General features: G+C 64.8%; 13 protein-coding genes. 8 read left to right on the forward strand and 5 right to left on the reverse strand.

What is annotated here, in order from left to right; all coding sequences use genetic code 11:
- Positions 1 to 63 precede the first annotated feature (63 nt).
- The 6 genes from IPM18_15500 (at position 64) to atpD (ending at position 6,131) form a co-directional block, all read left to right on the forward strand.
- Entirely contained in the window at positions 64 to 282 is a 219-nt protein-coding gene (locus IPM18_15500) for an ATP synthase F0 subunit C (protein MBK9120985.1), read from the forward strand.
- 77 nt (positions 283 to 359) lie between these two features.
- The gene (gene atpF / locus IPM18_15505; protein ID MBK9120986.1) at positions 360 to 947 is read left to right on the forward strand and encodes a F0F1 ATP synthase subunit B; all 588 of its coding nucleotides are present in this window, start codon (positions 360 to 362) and stop codon (positions 945 to 947) included.
- A gap of 33 nt (positions 948 to 980) precedes the next feature.
- On the forward strand, positions 981 to 1,568 hold the full coding sequence (gene atpH, locus IPM18_15510) for an ATP synthase F1 subunit delta (protein ID MBK9120987.1): 588 nt from the start codon (positions 981 to 983) through the stop codon (positions 1,566 to 1,568).
- A gap of 119 nt (positions 1,569 to 1,687) precedes the next feature.
- Positions 1,688 to 3,361, forward strand: a complete 1,674-nt coding sequence (locus IPM18_15515) for a F0F1 ATP synthase subunit alpha (GenBank protein ID MBK9120988.1) — start codon at positions 1,688 to 1,690, stop codon at positions 3,359 to 3,361.
- A 110-nt stretch (positions 3,362 to 3,471) separates the two neighbouring features.
- Entirely contained in the window at positions 3,472 to 4,344 is an 873-nt protein-coding gene (gene atpG, locus IPM18_15520; GenBank protein MBK9120989.1) for an ATP synthase F1 subunit gamma, read from the forward strand.
- A 329-nt stretch (positions 4,345 to 4,673) separates the two neighbouring features.
- A complete protein-coding gene (atpD, locus tag IPM18_15525) occupies positions 4,674 to 6,131 on the forward strand; it encodes a F0F1 ATP synthase subunit beta (protein ID MBK9120990.1) in 1,458 nt (485 codons plus the stop codon).
- 15 nt (positions 6,132 to 6,146) lie between these two features.
- Here atpD and IPM18_15530 read toward each other — a convergent pair whose 3' ends face one another.
- Together IPM18_15530 and IPM18_15535 are read right to left on the reverse strand one after the other, a co-directional pair.
- Positions 6,147 to 7,607, reverse strand: a complete 1,461-nt coding sequence (locus IPM18_15530) for a HAMP domain-containing histidine kinase (protein ID MBK9120991.1) — start codon at positions 7,605 to 7,607, stop codon at positions 6,147 to 6,149.
- A 264-nt stretch (positions 7,608 to 7,871) separates the two neighbouring features.
- Positions 7,872 to 12,179 (reverse strand): discoidin domain-containing protein, encoded by a 4,308-nt coding sequence (locus IPM18_15535; GenBank protein ID MBK9120992.1) that lies wholly within the window; start codon positions 12,177 to 12,179, stop codon positions 7,872 to 7,874.
- A gap of 215 nt (positions 12,180 to 12,394) precedes the next feature.
- Here IPM18_15535 and IPM18_15540 point away from each other — a divergent pair, with 215 nt between their 5' ends.
- Complete coding sequence (locus tag IPM18_15540; GenBank protein MBK9120993.1) at positions 12,395 to 13,042, forward strand: suppressor of fused domain protein; 648 nt, start codon at positions 12,395 to 12,397, stop codon at positions 13,040 to 13,042.
- A gap of 199 nt (positions 13,043 to 13,241) precedes the next feature.
- Here IPM18_15540 and lexA read toward each other — a convergent pair whose 3' ends face one another.
- Both lexA and IPM18_15550 read right to left on the reverse strand, forming a co-directional pair.
- The gene (lexA, locus tag IPM18_15545) at positions 13,242 to 13,868 is read right to left on the reverse strand and encodes a transcriptional repressor LexA (protein MBK9120994.1); all 627 of its coding nucleotides are present in this window, start codon (positions 13,866 to 13,868) and stop codon (positions 13,242 to 13,244) included.
- Between the two features lie 714 nt (positions 13,869 to 14,582).
- Complete coding sequence (locus tag IPM18_15550) at positions 14,583 to 15,773, reverse strand: glycosyltransferase (protein ID MBK9120995.1); 1,191 nt, start codon at positions 15,771 to 15,773, stop codon at positions 14,583 to 14,585.
- Positions 15,774 to 15,852: 79 nt separating this feature from the next.
- Between IPM18_15550 and IPM18_15555 the strand changes: the two genes are divergently transcribed.
- Positions 15,853 to 17,337 (forward strand): hypothetical protein, encoded by a 1,485-nt coding sequence (locus IPM18_15555; protein MBK9120996.1) that lies wholly within the window; start codon positions 15,853 to 15,855, stop codon positions 17,335 to 17,337.
- 37 nt (positions 17,338 to 17,374) lie between these two features.
- Here the strand turns inward: IPM18_15555 and IPM18_15560 are convergent, their stop codons facing one another.
- Complete coding sequence (locus IPM18_15560) at positions 17,375 to 18,268, reverse strand: class I SAM-dependent methyltransferase (GenBank protein ID MBK9120997.1); 894 nt, start codon at positions 18,266 to 18,268, stop codon at positions 17,375 to 17,377.

The raw sequence follows: 18,268 nt of genomic DNA on the forward strand, positions 1-18,268 counted from the left end.
GACGTGGCGTTTGCGGCGGAGGGTGAGGAGAAGGTCGCCGCGGCCGGGAGCCAGACGGTGCTGATGGGTGACCAGGGCCTGCGTGGTCTGGGTCGCGGGATCGGTGCGGGGCTGGTGGTGATGGGCGGTGCGGCCGGCGTAGGGCGGATCGGCGGCAGCGCGGTGGAGTCGATGGCGCGGCAGCCGGAGGCGGCGAATCGGATTAACACGGCCATGTTGATCACGGCGGCGATGGTCGAAGGTGCCACGCTGTTCGGCGTGCTGGTGTGCCTCCTGACGTAACTCGGGCGTGCAGGAATGAGCCCGGTCGTGGCGCCCGCCCTGGGCGGGCGCGGCGGCCGGGTCGGAGTGGCGATCGTATGACGACTTGGGTTCCGCGCGCGGCAGCGCTTGGCGTGCATCTGCTGGCCGTCGGCAGCGTGCTGGCCGCCGACGAGCAGTCGAACATCTTTGCCGGCTCGATCGCGAACGCGATCATCACGCTGGTGATCTTCCTGCTGGTGGTGTGGGTGCTGGGTAAGTTTGCCTGGCCGCCGGTGCTGCAGGCGCTGAATGACCGGGAGGCGACGATTCGCCGCCAGCTCGAAGAAGCGAAGGCGGAACGCGAGGCCGCCACGAAGCTATTGTCCGACTACCAGGCACAGCTCGACAAGGCCCGGGAAGAGGCCTCAGCGATCGTGGCCGAGGGGCGTCGTGATGCGGAAACCACCTCACGGCGGATCCAGGATGAGGCGCGGCGCGAGTCGGAAGAGACTATCGCCCGGGCACGGCGTGAAATCCAACTGGCGACCGACACCGCCCGCAAGGAACTGCACGATGAGGCCGCCGAGCTGGCGGTGCAAGTCGCGCGGCGCGTAGTCCGGAAGGAACTCGCGCCGGCCGACCACAAGGAACTCGTGGCTGAGGCCCTCCGCGAAATCGCGGCGACGGGCGGCAAGCTGAACTGAGAGGGCGCGTCCGGACGCGACGAGGCGAAGTGCATGGCCCATGGATTCGAGAAGGGACTGGACGTTGCGGATGTGTATGCCGCGGCGTTGTATGCGCTGGCGGACGAGGCCGGGCGCGTCGACGAGGTGCGGGCGGAACTGGATGCGTTGAACGAATTGGTGGCAGACCAGCCGGAACTGCTGGCCCTGCTCGAGTCGGCCGTGATCGACGCGGAAGCGCGGGGAGAGAGTCTGGAACGCATGTTCCGGGGCCGGCTGAGCGATACCGTCGTCAACACCGTGCAGGTCATGAATCAGCACGGGCGCGCGGGCCTGCTGCACGCACTGCGCAGCCGATTCATCCAGCGGACGGAAGACGCCCGTGGGCAGGTCGAGGTGACGGCGACCTCGGCAGTGCCGCTCGATTCCGGGCAGCAGGCGGAGATTGTCCGGCTGGCGGAGCAGTTGTCGGGCAAGCGGCCGCTGCTGAAGTTTGAAGTCGATCCGGAAGTGTTGGGTGGCCTGATCCTGACGGTGGGAGATTTTCGCTACGACCATTCGATCCGGCGGCACCTGCACGTCGCGCGGCAGCAGTTGCAGGAGCGAACGGTGCGGGGGGCGTCATCGGACGCCGCTGGGTAAGTGGCGATCCGGGTCGGCGGCAAGGTGCCATGCCGGCCGGCAGCTTTGAGGAAGTGGACAGCGCGGCAATTCGTTTCGGCGGTCGATCAGGACGGCCGGGGCGGCCGGAGACGGGCAGCATGAAGTTCAAGGCAGACGAAATCGTCAGTGTCATCAAAGAGGAAATCAGCCGCTTCCAGTCGGCGCTCGACGTGGCGGAGATCGGGCGGGTGCTGGAAATCGGTGACGGCGTCGCGCGGGTCTTCGGGCTGGCGGGTGCGATGGCCGGCGAAATGCTCGAATTCCAGAACGGTGCGGTGGGGCTGGTGTTCAACCTGGAAGAAACGACCATCGGCTGCGTCGTGCTGGGCGACTACCTCGGCATCCGCGAAGGTGACGAGGTGCGCACGACGGGTCGGCTGCTGAGCGTGCCGGTGGGCCCCGCGCTGGTGGGGCGGGTGGTGGACCCGTTGGGACGGCCGCTCGACGGCAAGGGACCGGTACAGTCGGAATTCCGTCGCCCGCTCGAGATCATCGCGCCGGGAATTGCGGCACGGCAGCCGGTGAAGGAGCCGTTGCAGACCGGGATCAAGGCGATCGACAGCATGATCCCGATCGGGCGCGGGCAGCGCGAGTTGATCATCGGCGACCGCAAGACCGGCAAGACGGCGATCGCGCTCGATACGATCCTCAACCAGAAGGGGGGCGACGTCATCTGTGTCTACGTCGCAATCGGGCAGAAGGAGTCGACGGTTGCGGGTATTGTGGAGACGCTGCGCAGTTACGACGCGATGGACTACTCCATTGTCGTGGTGGCCGGCGCATCGGACCCGGCTCCGCTCCAGTACATCGCGCCCTACGCAGGCTGCACGATGGCCGAGTACTTCATGTACGAGCAGGGCGGCCATACGCTGTGCGTCTACGACGACCTGTCCAAGCAGGCCCAGGCGTATCGCCAGATGTCACTGCTGCTGCGCCGGCCGCCCGGCCGCGAGGCGTATCCGGGTGACGTGTTCTATCTGCACAGTCGCCTGCTGGAGCGGGCCTGCAAGATGGCCGAGCAGCGCATCATTGTGAAGAAGGGCGCACCGGCCGGTGTCGAACAGGGCGTCAACGGCAAGGTCTACATCGGTGTGCAGGATGAGCATGCCCTGGCGCACGATCTCGACGCGCTGCCGGACAAGGAGCAGCACGAGGTCCGCAAGCTGAAGAAGTCGGGCGGCAGTCTGACAGCCCTGCCGGTGATCGAGACACTCGAAGGCGAAGTCTCGGCCTACATTCCGACCAACGTGATTTCGATTACCGACGGGCAGATCTACCTCGAGCCGGACCTGTTCTTTGCGGGTGTCCGACCGGCGGTGAACGTCGGCATTTCGGTCAGCCGTGTCGGCGGCAACGCGCAGGTGCCCGCGATGAAGAAGATTGCGGGCTCGTTGCGGCTGGATCTCGCGGCCTTCCGCGAGCTCGAGGCGTTCGCGCAGCTCGGGACGGAGCTGGATCCCGCGACGCAGCGGCAACTCGATCGCGGGCGCCGCATGGTCGAGCTGCTCAAGCAACCGCAGTACGAGCCGCTGGGGGTGTGGGACCAGGTGCTGGCCGTGCACGCCGGGGCCCGCGGCTTTCTCGATGATGTGCCGTTGAACCAGGTGCACGCCTTTGAGCAGGCGCTGCTGAAGCACTATCACGACGAGCATTCCGACCTGCTGGCGGAGCTCACCCACGGGCGCAAATTGACGGACGAGCTGGACGAGAAGATGAAGACGGTGGTGCGGAACTTCAAGCGGCAGTTCACGGAGCAGGCGAAAGCGCAGTAGCGTGTCGCGGGGCGGCCGCCAGCCACGGCGGCGGACGCCCGGGATTGGCAGCGAGAGCGGTGTCCGCGCGGCCGCAGACCGCGGCGGGATCGACAGGGAGTTGAGCCCCGATGGCCAAAGCACGGGCGATCGTGAAGCGCCGCAAGGCGGTGCGGAACATTCGCAAGATTACTCAGACCATGCAGCTTATCGCGACGGCGCGCTACCAGAAGTGCCTGCAACGCGCCGTTGCTTCCCAGCCGTATACGCGCAAAATCACCGAGATGATTCAGACACTGGGCGGTCAGCAGGCCGGTGACCACCCCCTGCTGCGTCCCAGTTCGAACGAGACGCATGCGCTCGTCCTCGTCATCACGTCCAACCGCGGATTGTGCGGGGCTTACAATGCAGCCGTGCTGCGCTGCCTGATGGAGCACCGCCGGGCGCTGCAGGCCCGCGGTCAGCAGGCCGACCTCGAGGTGGTGGGCAAGAAGGGCATCAACTACCTGCGCTTTCTGCGGATTCCTTTTGGACCGACGATTACGAATATGGAGGACAGCATCGCGTTCGCGCGCGTGGCGGAGATGGCCGAACGCTACATGCAGGCCTATCAATCCGGAGCCGTCGCCCGGGTGGATGTCGTCTATACCCACTTCGTGAGCGTCAGCACGCAGCGGCCGCAAGTGGCCCAACTGCTGCCGATCGAACCACCGGAGGTGCCTGCGGGTGGCGTCCCGGCGTCCCGAGTGGAGTTCGAGTTTTCGCCCGCACCGGGGGAGTTGTTGCGCAAGCTGATCCCCGAGGCGGTGCGGCTGCGGTTGTTCCAGTGCTTCAACGACTCGATCGTCAGTGAACAGGTCGCCCGCATGGTTGCCATGAAGGCGGCCACGGATGCGGCCGGTGACATGACGCGTTTCCTGACACAGCAGTACAACCGAGCCCGGCAAAGCCAGATCACGATGGAGCTGGCAGACATCGTCGGTGGCGCGAACGCGGTGCGCTAGAGCGCCGGGGCTGGCGGTAAGAGGCGTACCGGCGCTGCTGCGATGAGCTCAGCAACGGTCGCGGACCTGAGGAGTGCAGAATGGCATGTGGGGTGCCGTGGAGTTCTGCGGAACACTCGTTGCAGGTTGCAGCGCGCGCGTTGAGCATGGTGCCGGCACGCTTGCGGTGGGCCGCCGGGGTGCGGCGCCCGCCGGATCCCGGTGAAAATGGCCCGGATTCGTTCGGACACGGCACCGTCCGGCCGACGAGCGGTGAGGTTCGACCACGGACATCCTAGTTCTGACTTGCCCGATCCTGATATTCTCACGCGCCCCGCGCGGAGGTTCCCATGGCAGCGACCACTGAAAGCACCGGACGCATCACCCAGATCATTGGCTCAACCCTCGACGCGGAGTTTCCGGCTGACCATTTGCCCGCGATCTACAGCGGTCTGCGTGCCCAGGTCAAAACCACGCTCTCTGGCGAAACCACTGAGCACACGCTCTGGTGCGAAGTTGCCCAGCATCTCGGCGGCAGCAAGGTCCGCGCCATTGCCCTCGGCTCGACCGACGGCCTTGTGCGTGGCATGCCGATCGCCGATACCGGCCGCCCCATCACCGTACCCGTAGGTGAGGTCACCCTGGGCCGGGTCTTCAACCTCGTGGGCGAGCCGATCGACGGGCGCGGCCCGGTGAACGCGGTCCGCTACGAGCCGATTCACCGCCAGCCGCCCGAGTTCGCGGACCTCACGCCCAAGACCGAGCAGTTCGAGACCGGTATCAAAGTGATCGACCTGCTTGTGCCGTTCGTACGCGGTGGCAAGATCGGCTTATTCGGCGGGGCCGGCCTCGGGAAGACGGTCGTGATTCAGGAGCTGATCGCCCGCATCGCCACGCAGCACGGCGGTTACTCGGTTTTTGCGGGGGTCGGTGAGCGCACCCGCGAAGGCAATGATCTCTGGCTCGAAATGCAGGAGGCCAAGATCGGCAACACCGGCAAGTCCGTCATCGACCAGACCGCGATGGTCTTTGGCCAGATGAACGAGCCGCCGGGCTCGCGCCTGCGGGCGGCGCTGAGCGCGCTGACCATGGCCGAGTACTTCCGTGACGAAACCGGCGCGGACACGCTGCTCTTCGTGGACAACATCTTCCGCTTCTCGCAGGCGGGCTCCGAGGTATCCGCGCTCCTCGGTCGCATGCCTTCAGCGGTGGGATACCAGCCGACGCTGGGAACGGAGATGGGTGAGCTTCAAGAGCGCATCACGTCGACCGCGAAGGGCGCGGTTACTTCCGTGCAGGCGGTGTACGTCCCGGCGGATGACCTGACGGACCCCGCGCCGGCCACGACCTTTACCCACCTTGACGCGTTCGTCGTGCTGGAGCGGGCGATTGCCGAAAAGGGCATCTACCCCGCGATCGACCCGCTGGGCAGCTCGAGCCGCGCGCTCGATCCGGGCGTGGTCGGTGAGCGGCACTATGCCATCGCCCGCCGGGTGCAGGAGATCCTGCAGCGCTACCGCAGTCTGCAGGACATCATCGCGATCCTCGGCGTGGAGGAGCTCAGCGAAGAGGACAAGCTGATCGTCGCGCGGGCGCGCAAGATCGAGCGCTTCCTGTCGCAGCCGTTCTTTGTCGCGGAGCAGTTCACCGGCTTCCCGGGCAACTACACCAAGACCGAGGAGACGCTGCGCAGCTTCGAGGAACTCTGCGCCGGCAAGTGGGACCACCTGTCGGAGCAGGCCTTCATGTATGTCGGCTCGATCGAAATGGCGGCGGAGAAGGACGAGCGGTTGAAGAAGCAGGGATAGGCGGCTGCGGCCGTGCTACGCGTGTTCCGGAACGCGGGCAGACGGCGGCTCCCCGTGGTGTGCGGCCGGCAATACCACCTCAAAGGTCGTCCCCTGGCCGAGCGTGCTGCGTACGCAGATGCGACCTGCATGGGCCGTGACGATGCGCTGCACGATGGCAAGTCCCATGCCCGTGCCGTCACGGGCGTGCTCCTTCGCATTGGGAGCCCGGTAGAACTCTTCGAAGATGCGCGCCTGGGCGGCGACCGGAATGCCGATCCCCGTATCGCGCACCGCGATGCGGATTTCGTCGCCGTACCGGGCTGCCGTTACGTAGATTTCACCTTCCGGCGGGGTGTAGCGGATGGCGTTGCTCAGCAGGTTGCCGACCACCTCGCTTAACGTCTCGCGATTGCCCCATACGTACAGTTCGGCATGCACGGCGCGGTGCAGACGCAAGCCGTGCTGCACCGCCTGGGTCTCGTGGAAATCCAGACTTTCGTCCACCACCTCGTGCAGTGGCACCACGGCCTTCGGCACCGTGGGCATGACTTCGCGCAGTGTGGCGTAGCGGTGCAACTCCTCCACAAAATGCATCAGGCCGGTGGCGCGCTGCTCGGCCCGGTCCAACAGTTGTGCCACGCGCGGCGCGACGTGTCCGTGCACCTCCGGAACGGCCGCCCGTAGCATGCTGACCAGCGTGTCCAGGGGGGCGCGGAGGTCGTGGCTCGTCTGCCGCATCAGGAAGCTCTTGGAACGCTCCAGGTCACCGAGGTCCGCATGAGCGACCTCCAGTTCGGCCTCGCGCTGGCGGAGCCGCCGGGAGATGCTGCCACCGAGGAATACCACCGCCAGGGGCAGGAGACTCACAGCTACGCTGAACTTCATCACGCTGAGCACGTCGTGATATGCATCGGCAGGCGGGACACGTTCCACCGCGATGTGCGGCAGCCAGCCGCTGAACTCCAGCCAGGCGATCAAGTTGATGAGTACGGCGCCAAGCAGGGCGTGCAGGTAGGCCACGCGGTTCGGCAGCAGCTCCGCTGCGATCACGAGCGGGCAGGCGAAGAACACGATGAAGGGATTCTCCACGCCGCCGGTAAAGTGCATCAGCACGGCCAGCGTGAGCATGTCACAGATGATCTGGGCGTTGGCACAGTGATGCACGAAGGTTACGCTGATCCGCGCTTGTTGGTACGCGCGCCGCACAAGCACATGGAAAATGGCGTTGTAGACCAGGAGTGCAGTAACGATGAGCACGACCGGGGCCAGGGGGAACGCGACGCCGAAGCCGTACCGTCCGATCAGGACGAGGGTCAGCGCAGCGGCGCCCGCGTACCAACGGATTTTGACGAACCAGCCCAGGCGCTCGGAAAGCTCGTGCAACGTCAGGGTCGGCAGTTGATCGTGAGCGTGAAGGGCTGGAGTTGCTGGCAGGGTGGGCGGCGTGACGGAGGGGCCCGGGCCAGTGTGTGATGTGGGCAGCACCTGCGGCATGGAGGTCACCCAAGGTCGGCCGCACACTTGGTGCGGCGTGGGAGCATCCGGCCGCGTCGCCGCGCGACTCGCCCCCCAGAAGCGACGCGCGCCTGCCAAACCTGACCATACCGAGTTGCTGGAAGCTCTGCAATGCCGTGCCGGCCGCAAAGCTGCGATCAGGCGCGGGGCATTGGGAGGCGTTGCCCCGGCGGCACCGTCGACAACCCGCAGAGTTCGTGCGCGGAGCGCGTGGTACTGCTCCGCGCACTACCTGACCAAGTGTTATGGTCGGGTCGCGCAGGGGGGCGGGGCGGCCTTGATCGCCGCGATGAACCCGCTGATGTCCGCGAAGTTCACCAGGCCGTCACCGTTCAGATCACCGTTCTCATAGGCACAGACGCCGCCGGCCGGATCGTAGGTCCAGTTTGCGGGTGAGCCCGCTTTGATGGCCGCAATGAACAGCGAGATGTCCGCGAAATTCACCAGCGTGTCGCAGTTCATGTCGCCCGGGCAGAAGGATTGCGACGGTGCCAGGATCCACAGGTCGTTGTTGTAGTTGCCATTGCTCTCACCGCGCTTGACGTACACCGCGCCGTCGTGGAAAACGGCCGACCCACCGGTGCCACTGGTGCCGGGCAGTGCGACCAGCTTGAAGCTGCGAGTCGCAAGATCGAAGACGGCCGCCAGGGCGCTGGGGTTGCCCCAGCCCTCGTTGTTCGCGGGGGACGAGCCGGCCAGGATGAACAGCCCGCCCTGAGAGCCGACATCCGCCGACCAGTGTGGCGGCAGGGCAACCAGCGCGGCGCCGTAGCCGATCTCGAAGGGGAGCTGTCCGAAGTCGACGGCCGGGGTGCTGCGGCCTTGCCACGCACCCCAGTTCGTAAGGTCGGCTGGCAGCGTGCCGGTGAGGATGGACGGGTTGAACTCGGCTGTAGCGAAGCCAAAGACGCGGTCGCCAGTGCCTTGCGGGGAGGTCCAGTCGTTCTTGATTGCGTAGACCCAGCCGTCACGAGCGGCGAGTTGCGTGGCGCGGCTGAACCAGTCGTGTGCTTCGCCCTGGATGTTGGCCATGTTGGAGCGTTCGGAGAAAACCTGGAACGGGTCGGCGAGGTTGTGCCGCTGCACCGCGCCCCCCGTGTTCCAGCCCCACGCCCGCGCGATGCCAAACAGGTGGTTGCCCGTGATCGCCAGGCCGTGTGAGAACACGACCCACCGATCGGTCCACAGCCAGGAGTCCGAGGCGAGGTCGTAGCGGGCCAGACGCTGGGTACCGCCACTGTCGCGGTGGCTGAGGTAGAGCGAACCGGCTTCGCCGCTACCAGTGTGATGCGCAAGCACCCCACTGGCCCAGTCGCCGTGGCTGCCGCCCAGTGCGGACTGCGGACCCGGCAACGGGCTCCAGCTCTGGCCGCCGTCGGGTGAGCCGTAGAAGCTGAGCGAATCGCGCCGCAGGAAGTAGAGGGTCTGGCCGTCGGAGGCCAGACTCGATGCCCAGGAGCTGTTGTGCGGTGTTACACGGGTGGTCAAGGCGACGTCGGGCTCGAGCGAAGTGGTCGTAAACAGGACCACGTTCGACAATTCAGACCAGTTGCCGACATCGTCAACCGCGCGGACCGCGAACCAGTAGGTCGTGTGCGGCGTGAGGTCCGACAGGAAGTACGTCACCGGTGCACCGACCGTGACCGGTGTGGGTGGGTTCGGGACCGCCGTGGCCTGCGCGAAGTTCGCTGAAGTGATGGGGGCGGTGGCGTAGCGCGGATCAAAGCCGCTTGCGGTGCCGAGCATGCCGTCATCGCCGGGGGTGGTCCAAGTCAAGACAGCCGCCGTGGCACCGACATCCTGCACGGAGAGGTCGGTGATGGTTGCCGGGGGCGTGATGTCCTCGCCGGGAAGCGCAGGATAGACCTGGAGCTCCGAGAGCTTGGTCCAGTGGGCTGCCTCGCAGGTGATGCGCAGGTAGCGGCCGGGTGTGGGCACGCCGGCGTACGCGACCTGGGTGAGTTGTTCGTTGACGGGGTCGATGTCGCGGCGCGTGCCGATGGCGATGCCCCAGCTCACATCCTCGCGGGCAAAGAGCGACTGTTCGCCGTTGAAGGTGCCGGTGTGTGAGAGCTCGACGCGGAAGCGCTGGAAGAAATCACCACCGAAGCCGTTGTGAACCAGCACGATCTTCGCGATATCGTGGACGGCGCCGAGATCGACCTGTAAATAGGCGCCGATGCCGGTATTCCCCGGGTCCCAACGGGTATTGAGGTTGCCGTCCGTTGCGAACGAGGGTGTGCCGCCGACATTAGAGCTCGCCGGCCGGCCGAGTGCGAGATTCTGGAGTCCAAGATTGGTGGTCGGAGCAATCTGAACCGGGAGGTCCAGCGTCGTTTCGTCCGTCTCTCCGGCCCAGTAGCGCACATTCGCTTCGATTACACGCACGAAGGTGTAGTCCTGCTGGCCGTAGCCGTCGACGCGCACGAGGAAACTGCCGTTCAGGCCGACGACGTGGACGCGCCCCCAGGGGTTGGGTCGCAGCGTATGTCCGGTGAGCGTCGTAAAGCCGTCGTCGAGTGTGCCGACATTGGGCAGAGTGACAACGCCGTCGGCATCCGCCTGGCCCGCGAAGATCGGCTGCCAGGAGTAGAGCGACTCGTCTGGAGTCAAGCCCGAGCGGCTTTGCCAGATCTTGAAGCTTGCGAATGGAATCGGGGCGCCACCCGCGTCGAGCGCGCGTAACTTGACTGTTTCCGGCAGGTCATAAATCTGCTCGCCATAGAAGCCACGGCGGTAGCCGACGTTGGCGCTGATGGCGCCGACGTCCCAGCCCGCGAGCAGGCCGGTGCCTTCGTAATTGGAGGCATAGCGGGTGTCGCCACCGCCCATCAGGCCGCCCCAGGGTGGGAAGTAGCCGCGCGTGAGATAGTGCGGGCGGCCGTCTTTCACCTGAACTTTCAGCGGGTTGCTCGGTGTGCCGGCATCCATATTCATCGTGTAGAGGTCGATCTTGCCGAGCTGGTGCATGCACTCGTGCAGGAGCGCCCACTCGATCATCTTCGACCACTTGTTGACGTAGCCCTGATCCGGGCGGAAGCCCCACTCCCCGTCGAGAAGATAATTCGTGCCGGTTGCCATCGGGATGTGGTTGCCGCCGGGATCGAGTGTCCCATCCGGCCACACCTCGATCCGCTGGATGCGCACGCGCTCGAGAGCGCCATCCTCACCGAAGTCCGGGAAGCGCGACATCTCGAAATACGACTCGTTCCAGACGCGGATCTTCCACTGCAGCCAGGCCTCGAACGAGTAGCTGCCCATCTGGTTCTGCGTGGCGTGGAACATGTCGTACATCGACTGCTCCACGTAGAATCCCAGGCCGGGCGCTTTCATGTAGTCGGTCAGTGCGTTGTTGTGCCGACTCTGTTCTACCAGAACCTGCTCGTAGTCGACCTCGAATGTCACCGTGCGGTCGCGATTATCCGCCGAGAGCCGGTGCAGATCACCATGGAAGTCGTCGCAGTCCCAGATCCAGTTCAGCGCGTAGGTGGTACGCGCGCCGGGCACCAGACCGACAGGTTCGGTGCCCGTGGCCACAACCTGGCCGTCGATCAGCCAGCGATAGCCGAACGGACCGCTGGCTTGTGACAGTCCCTTGTTGAAGACGTGGGCGGTGAAGGTCACCGTCGCGCCGTTCGCGGGCCACTTCTGCACGTTCGCGAAGCCAGGGTTCTTCATCAGCCCCACGCCTTCGTTGTGGAACTGTTTGGACTCGTAGGCCGGGTTGTAACGCAGATATTCCGGGGTATGCTCGATATAGCCGACATCGAGGTCGAGGTCACGGGCGGCCGGTGGTGCGTCGAAGTAGGTAATGATGAGTTCCGGGCGCAACGCGCGGATCGGATGCTCGCTCGCGTAGAAGCGGTTTTCACCCGTGGCGTTGGCGGGTTCAACGAACTCGATGATCCAGCCGAAATTGGCGTTCACATCCGTGTAGAAATCCTGCACATCGGGGCCAAGACCAGTGATCAGCCAGGTGCCCTGCGCTGCGTTGTAGTTCGCAGTGGTGGTGGTTACGGCGGTCGCCGTGGCGGCGCGGTCCGTACCGACCCCGGCGGCGCCCGGGACGATCCAGCTCAGAGCGCGGTCCGGATCGTCGCTCGCCATGCGGGCGTTCCACGTTGCAGTCCAGTACTGCGGCGCGCCGTTGGCGCCGCCCTGGCGCCAGGGATGCAGGACGCGGAAGACACGCACCTCGGCGGTGGACGGATTCCACGCGCCCGGAACGGTATGCAGGCGCAACGTGGCGGTGGTGACTTGCTTGTTGGGGCCGATGGCACGGTTGAGCTCGCGGAACTGGATCAGCACGCGCTGCTGCGAGCCACCGACGAGCCCGATCTCAAGCGCGCGGCCGAAGTTGGCGTCGGGAGCATCGGGCGAGATCAAGGTGTCGAGCGTTCCGTAATAGCCGTAGCGGTCATTGCCCCAGGGGGCGGGGTAAGGTGTTACCTCGCGGCCGTTTTGCAGCGTGAGGGTGGCAGTCAGAGCGGGAGGTGTGAGACCGAACGTAAACAAGAGCACGGTCGTGGCAAAGCGGGGGTGAAACAGCAAGGGAACCTCCGTTTGGTCGTGCGTCCGCCCGCTGCACTGGGCGACGGGGGCTGCCGGGTGCCAACCGCCGGGAAGGTGTACGCACGGTCCCGGGGATCACCTGCAATTGCTATCGACCAAACCGAGGATAGAATGCGGGCTGTTTTCGTCAAGGATAAAGCGGTTCACTTGGCCTGATTTCCGCAATTGGGGTCCGCGCCTGGGAGTGCCTGTGCATGGAACTTGACCACGCTCCGCGTGATGAAGAGGCACTCACGGCAATCGAAGCGCACATCGCGCAATACCTGGGTACGCCCGATATTGTGCTCCATGAGGTGCAGTCCGAGTTGATTCACCTCGACGTGCATCGCATTCCCCCGACGGATGCCCGTCCGTGCATCACTTTTGTGACGACCGGAATGAGCGATCTGCCCATGAAAGTCCCGCCGGAGGAGGAGGTCTCGCCCTACGCCGAATTGATGATTTCACTTCCGCCCGATTGGCCGTGTGATGAGGAGGCCTGGCGGGACGAACGGCATTACTGGCCGATTCGGCTACTGAAGAACGCGGCGCGATTTGCGCATTGGTGCGAGACATGGATCGGGTACGGGCACTCGTTGCAGTTCGGTCATGAGACTGAGCCCTTCGCCGCAGACACCAAGCTGTGCGCTGCACTGGTCGTGCCGTCGGTCAGCGTTCCGTCGGACTTGTGGCGTGTGGAGGCCCGGCCGGGAAAGATCGTCCAGATCTTTGCCGTGATGCCGATCTACGCGGAGGAGTTGGCGTACAAAATCGAACAGGGTGCGGAGGCGCTGCTGGCGCGGTTTGACGCGGCGGACCTGCTGGACGTCGTCGATCCGCAGCGGCCGAACGTATGTCGGTAAGCGGAATTGGGGAACCGCCGAAGCGTACCGGGGAACGGAAGAATGGATTCACTCTAAGTGCTGTGTTCCAGGTGCGCATGCAATTTCGCGCGGGCGAAGTTCCGGCCCGTGGTCCATGGATCAAAGCCACAAAGGAACCGTGGCGAAATCAGCGCCGGCGATCACGGCTTGTCAGTGCACGCCCGGCGCTGTGTGTGCGTCAAAGCTTGCGAATCACGCCGACCACAACCCCTTGGATGCGAACGTCCTGTGTGATGAGGGGCTTATATTTCGGGTTGGCCGGCTGAAGGCGAATGCCGTTCTTGTCGCGAAAGAAGCGCTTTAACGTGGCTTCACCATCTTCGAGGAGGGCCACGATCGTCTCACCATCCTGGGCGGTGTCGCGTTTTTCTACGACGACGAAATCGCCATCGGCGATCTGGTCGTCAATCATGCTGTCGCCCCGGACGCGCAGCACGAAGGTCTCGTGTGCGGAGACGAAAAGCCCTTCGAGATCGAGAAACTCGCGTTCTTCTATGGCTTCGATGGGGCGTCCGGCCGCGATCGTTCCAGCAAGCGGCAACAGGGTCGGGCGCTCGTCCGGAAACTGGATCGCCGCGTTAAGTCGCAAAGAGCGTGCCCTGTGCCGGGAGCGCTTGACGTAGCCCTTCCGCTGAAGCGCGGCGAGGTACTCGAAGACCGTGACTTTGCTGACGCCGAACTCGTCCGCCAACTCCTGCATGGTGGGGGCGTACCCGCGGGCATTCGAGTAGTCTCGAATGAAGGTGAGGACGCGCAGCTGTTTCGGGGTCAGGGATGGTAATGGGAGATCCGGTTTCCGTGGCATCGTATTCCTCCGCCAGATAGGCGCTCAGCGAGCCAAACAGCACAGGTGGCAGAGGTCGATCGGCGGATGCCCAGATGCGACGGTCGTGCGCCTGCGCGATACGAGCACCTTCCTCCGCGCGGGGAAGATCCTGCAAGGCACCCAGCAGACAGGCACTCAGATCGCGATACGCCTCGGGGGTGAGGGGGCTGACCTCCACATTGAGCAGGCCAACTCCCGCGGTGCGAACCTCCTCGCGGAAGTCGCCGCCCGGCCCGAGCACACAGAGCATTCTTCCTTGCGAGCGAAAACTGGTGGCCACAACGCACTCCTTCGCGTTCGTGCCGCGCCGCTCTCGTACCTCTGTTAGCGGTATGGTCGTACGAATAATACCCTAACAACGGACACAAGGCAAGCGCTGCTCCCATTTTTCTGTTGGCGGCTCCGCCGCATCAACATGGTGGGATACCAGACCACTTCTACAACTATACCTTGTGTTTTGCTTCGATGGCAAAGGGACCCGACACAGAATGCGCCAAAATCCGCAGCAGGAAGCCGGTGTGCATAGGGGTTTGAATTAACGTAAGTCCATAAATGGTAATGATATACGTTCGAGATGCACGGGTGGAAACGAGTGGATTGCACCAGGATAAGCGCGCGAGATCTTCAGGCAGGACAAGGATGAGCTGTGCCTGGGAATGCTCGTTCCGTCATCCGCCGCCGACTCCGGGCGGGCTACACGCCGCCCTGGTAAGTGGTGCCGCGCCAGGTCGTGCGGGTTCCGGTGAGACGCCGCATGGCGTTGAAGGTGATCGCCAGGCAGAGAGCGGCGCCGAGCGGGTATGTCAGTGCCATCGGCGACGGCAACGCACAGAGCTTGTAGAAGCGCCAGAGAACGGTTTGCTGGGCGACGGCCGCAGCTCCCGCGGCGAGCCCGATTTCAAGGCCGATTTCGGGCAGGAAAGGTGCGGCGAGCAGTGAAATCCACGGCAGCAAGCTGAAGATGGAGAGAAACAGCACGCTCACGATGAGCCGCAGCCAGGTGCCGAAGCAGGCGTAGAAGATTCGCGTCCACCCGTTCCAGATCTGTCGCAGACCCGTGTACATCCGCACCGTGTACATGCCGCCACCACGCAGGACGTAGAGTCGCAGGCCTTCGGCCTTGATACGCCGGGCAAAGTGCATGTCTTCGTTGAGAGCCAGCTTGTGATCGGCGTGGCCGCCGATACGGGCATAGGCAGCGCGTTTGATCAGCATGAAGGCGCCATTGGCGTACGCGGTGCGGCTGGCGGGGTCGTTTACGGCCTTGGGGGGGAACCAGTAGACCATGATGGCGCCCGCAGGCGGTTGCACGATCCATTCCCAGAAGGATTTCGCTTCGAGTTGGGGCAGGACGGAGAGCAGGTCCACCTGTTTCTGCTGGGCGACGCGCATCGCCGCACGGAGCAGGCGACGATCGGGAAAGCGGCAGTCGGCGTCCGTCAGGCAGAGATACTCGCCTTCGGCATGCTGTACGCCTGTATGCATGGCGTGGTTCTTGCCACCCCAGCCGGCTGGCAGTTCGCGCACGTGCATGACACGAAGCCGCGGATTGTGGGCGGCACACTCGTCAAGGATTGCCGCGGTCCGATCGCCGCTACGATCGTTGATCGCGATGATGTTGAAGTCGGGATAATCCTGGGCGAGCAGGCCGGCGAGGCAGGTGCCGATATTTTCCTCTTCATCTTTGCCGGCAACCAGAACTGTCAGTTTCGGCAGGGGGCCGGTGTTGCGATCGGCATCGGCCGGGCAGAGCGCCGGGTCGTTTTCCGCCGCGTTGACGTGCAAATGGCGGCGGAGCCAGACGGCGGCGATGAGCAACAGGGCCCAGAACCAGAAGGCCGCGCTGCTGAGTTCCAGCACGAAACTCAGATCGAGCTGTGGCAAATTGCATCTCCGAGATTGACAGACTCGGCAGGGTATCGAAACTGCACGCTGGCTGCCACGGGGTGCTGAGGAATTGACAATGAACAGGCGGAGTTGGCATTGCGGGTTGGCCTGGGCCGGGGTGCTCCTCGCGGGTACCGGGAAGATACACGCTCAGAGCGGCGCTGTGCCGCCGGCGCTCCCGCCGGCTTCGCAGCCCGCGGCCGGTGCCGCACCGCTCACCCCCTACATTGATCCGGCCTTCGGGTTTGAGCTGCAGATCCCTGCCGGCTGGGTGTACGATCACACGCGTTTCACGGAGGGGCGGACGTACCGTGGCCGGGACTACTTCCGCGATTTCAAGGATACGGTCGGGATTCTCCAGGGGCGTTCGCCGGACGGCCACCGCGCGCTGCAGATCAACGTGTTCCGGAATTTCGCGCTGAAAGAGTTCTCCGACTGGGCGGTCTCATTCGGCAATGCGATCGCCACGAGTCTGCGTACGCAGAGTGGTGAATGGGTGACCCGGCGGGTACCCCCACGCGAAGCGATCGTACTTACGTACACCACGCAGCTCGGGGCCTCGCTGGTGCGGACGCACTACCTCTGCGTGCCCTTCGACCCGACCACGATCTGGGTGCTGGTCTACTCGGGAACCGTGGCGGACGATGCTGAATCGCAGGTGCTCTATCACGAGTTTGAACAGATCACCGATTCGCTCAGGGTGCTGTACGACCCGCAACAGATCGAGCGACTCACACCGGCGTACGACCGTGGGCGGGCGCTGCTTGAGCGTATCCGGGACCAGGGATCCGGCATCCAGCTCGACGGACAGATACACTACTACGAGATCAGTGAGCAGGGTAAGCCGGTGGGTTACCTGAGCCGGCAGTACCTGCGGGAAGAGTTTTCCTTTGGGGAGCGTAATCCGCGAGCCCGTGCTGCCCGGGAGGGTCTCCGCGTCCGCGAGCGTTCCTGGCGTTTCGGTGCCGATGGTACGGCTTGGCATACGCGGCTCGATCTATTCTCTTCCTTCGATCGTCGGAGCGAGCACGTCGAGGACTGGCAACGCCAGGTCCCGCCCCCCGGGGCCGCCGATCCGCGGGCGCTGCTGCGGGTCCAGCAGGTCACCCGGGAGGCGGATGTGTTGCTGGCGAGTTTTTGGACGCGCATTGGTGAGGAAGGCGATCCGCTTTCGACGCCGACACCGAAGCCGCGCTCCGTGGGACCGGTGTACCTCGACCAGGCCTGGGCCCGGCTGTTGCCCGGGCTGCTACTTGGGTATTCCGAGGAGCAGCACGCCGTCGCCGTGTTTAACCGGGAAGTTCGCGCGCTGCTCGTGCACGTCATCACGCCGAAGGGAGAGACCCGCATCGACGGCTACAGCGAACCGGTGTGGGTGTTCGAGGTCCGCGAGGGTTTCGTCGATCTGCCGACGCGACTGTACACGGACGATCGTGGTCTGCTGGTGCGGGCGGAAACCGGTCCTGTGCTGCTCCGCAAGGTGTCGGTGGATTACATCGAGAAGACCTACGGGCCACAGCGCGAAGCTGCGCGTGAACGGGGCGGAGTGCCGCGGGATTGAAACCGGTACAGCGCCGCGAACTCGGGTGCGGCCGGGACTAGCCGGATCCGGTGTCGCGGTCCTCGCGCACGGCATAGACCCCCAGCACGTCGAACAGTGTGGCCGGCACCACGTGCTGCTCCCCGAACCAGAGCAAGGGTTGGACCGCGAATCGCAGCAGACTGTTGAACGGACCGCCACGCTTGCGGAGCCGCTCAACCACGTAACGCACCGGCACCCAGTTCACCTCGCGAGTGATGTGCACCGTGCGGCAACCAGCCCCGGTGAGCAGGTGCGTCAAGGCGCGTGGCGAGAAGAAAAAGAGATGTTCGGGCAGGTTGAACAGGTGCCAGTTCGCTCCGCTCCAGCGTGCGCACAGGGAAGTAATGTCACCTGTGGAGAGCGCGAGCACGCCTCCCGGCCGCAACGCTCGTGCCGCGATGGCAAGCGTGTGGTGCGGCGTGGGTAGGTGTTCGACCACGTCCCACAGGCAAACACAGTCATAGGCGGCAGGTTCGAGCCGCAGGTCCTCGGCGGAAGCGTTTGCGACTTCCAGATCGCGGGCGCGCGCCTTTCCGGCGGCGTAAGTGCTGATCTCGGCTCCGGCCACGTTCCAACCATGCCGACGGGCTTCATCGAGGAACACGCCCGTGCCGGCGCCGAACTCGAAGAGCCGCCGGCCGGTGGTGAGCCGCATGATGCGCCGCAGGCGCACCCGCGCCGTGCGCCGTACCCCGACCTCAAGGGCGGCGTAGTCGTTGTAGCCGCGCTCCGCAGTGGCGCATTGGAAGTAGTCCTCATCGTAAAAGGCGACCGGATCAAAAGACGGCCATTGCCACCACGCCAGCCCGCACGCGGGGCATTGCAGCAGCAGCGCACCGTTGCGCAGGGTATAGCGGCCGACCGGGGGCAGGTCGCAGGCGAGGCAGCGTTCCGGGGGAGCTGGCAACAT

Source organism: Phycisphaerales bacterium (assembly GCA_016716475.1).
Taxonomy (GTDB): Bacteria; Planctomycetota; Phycisphaerae; order UBA1845; family Fen-1342; genus JADJWG01.

Coding starts and splice junctions, on each gene's coding strand:
- IPM18_15500 (MBK9120985.1), top strand. CDS start 64: ATGGGTGACCAGGGCCTGCGTGGTCTGGGTCGCGGGATCGGTGCGGGG.
- IPM18_15530 (MBK9120991.1), bottom strand. CDS start 7,607: ATGCCGCAGGTGCTGCCCACATCACACACTGGCCCGGGCCCCTCCGTC.
- IPM18_15560 (MBK9120997.1), bottom strand. CDS start 18,268: ATGTTGCCAGCTCCCCCGGAACGCTGCCTCGCCTGCGACCTGCCCCCG.
- atpD (MBK9120990.1), top strand. CDS start 4,674: ATGGCAGCGACCACTGAAAGCACCGGACGCATCACCCAGATCATTGGC.
- atpH (MBK9120987.1), top strand. CDS start 981: ATGGCCCATGGATTCGAGAAGGGACTGGACGTTGCGGATGTGTATGCC.
- IPM18_15515 (MBK9120988.1), top strand. CDS start 1,688: ATGAAGTTCAAGGCAGACGAAATCGTCAGTGTCATCAAAGAGGAAATC.
- atpG (MBK9120989.1), top strand. CDS start 3,472: ATGGCCAAAGCACGGGCGATCGTGAAGCGCCGCAAGGCGGTGCGGAAC.
- IPM18_15540 (MBK9120993.1), top strand. CDS start 12,395: ATGGAACTTGACCACGCTCCGCGTGATGAAGAGGCACTCACGGCAATC.
- IPM18_15555 (MBK9120996.1), top strand. CDS start 15,853: ATGAACAGGCGGAGTTGGCATTGCGGGTTGGCCTGGGCCGGGGTGCTC.
- atpF (MBK9120986.1), top strand. CDS start 360: ATGACGACTTGGGTTCCGCGCGCGGCAGCGCTTGGCGTGCATCTGCTG.
- lexA (MBK9120994.1), bottom strand. CDS start 13,868: ATGCCACGGAAACCGGATCTCCCATTACCATCCCTGACCCCGAAACAG.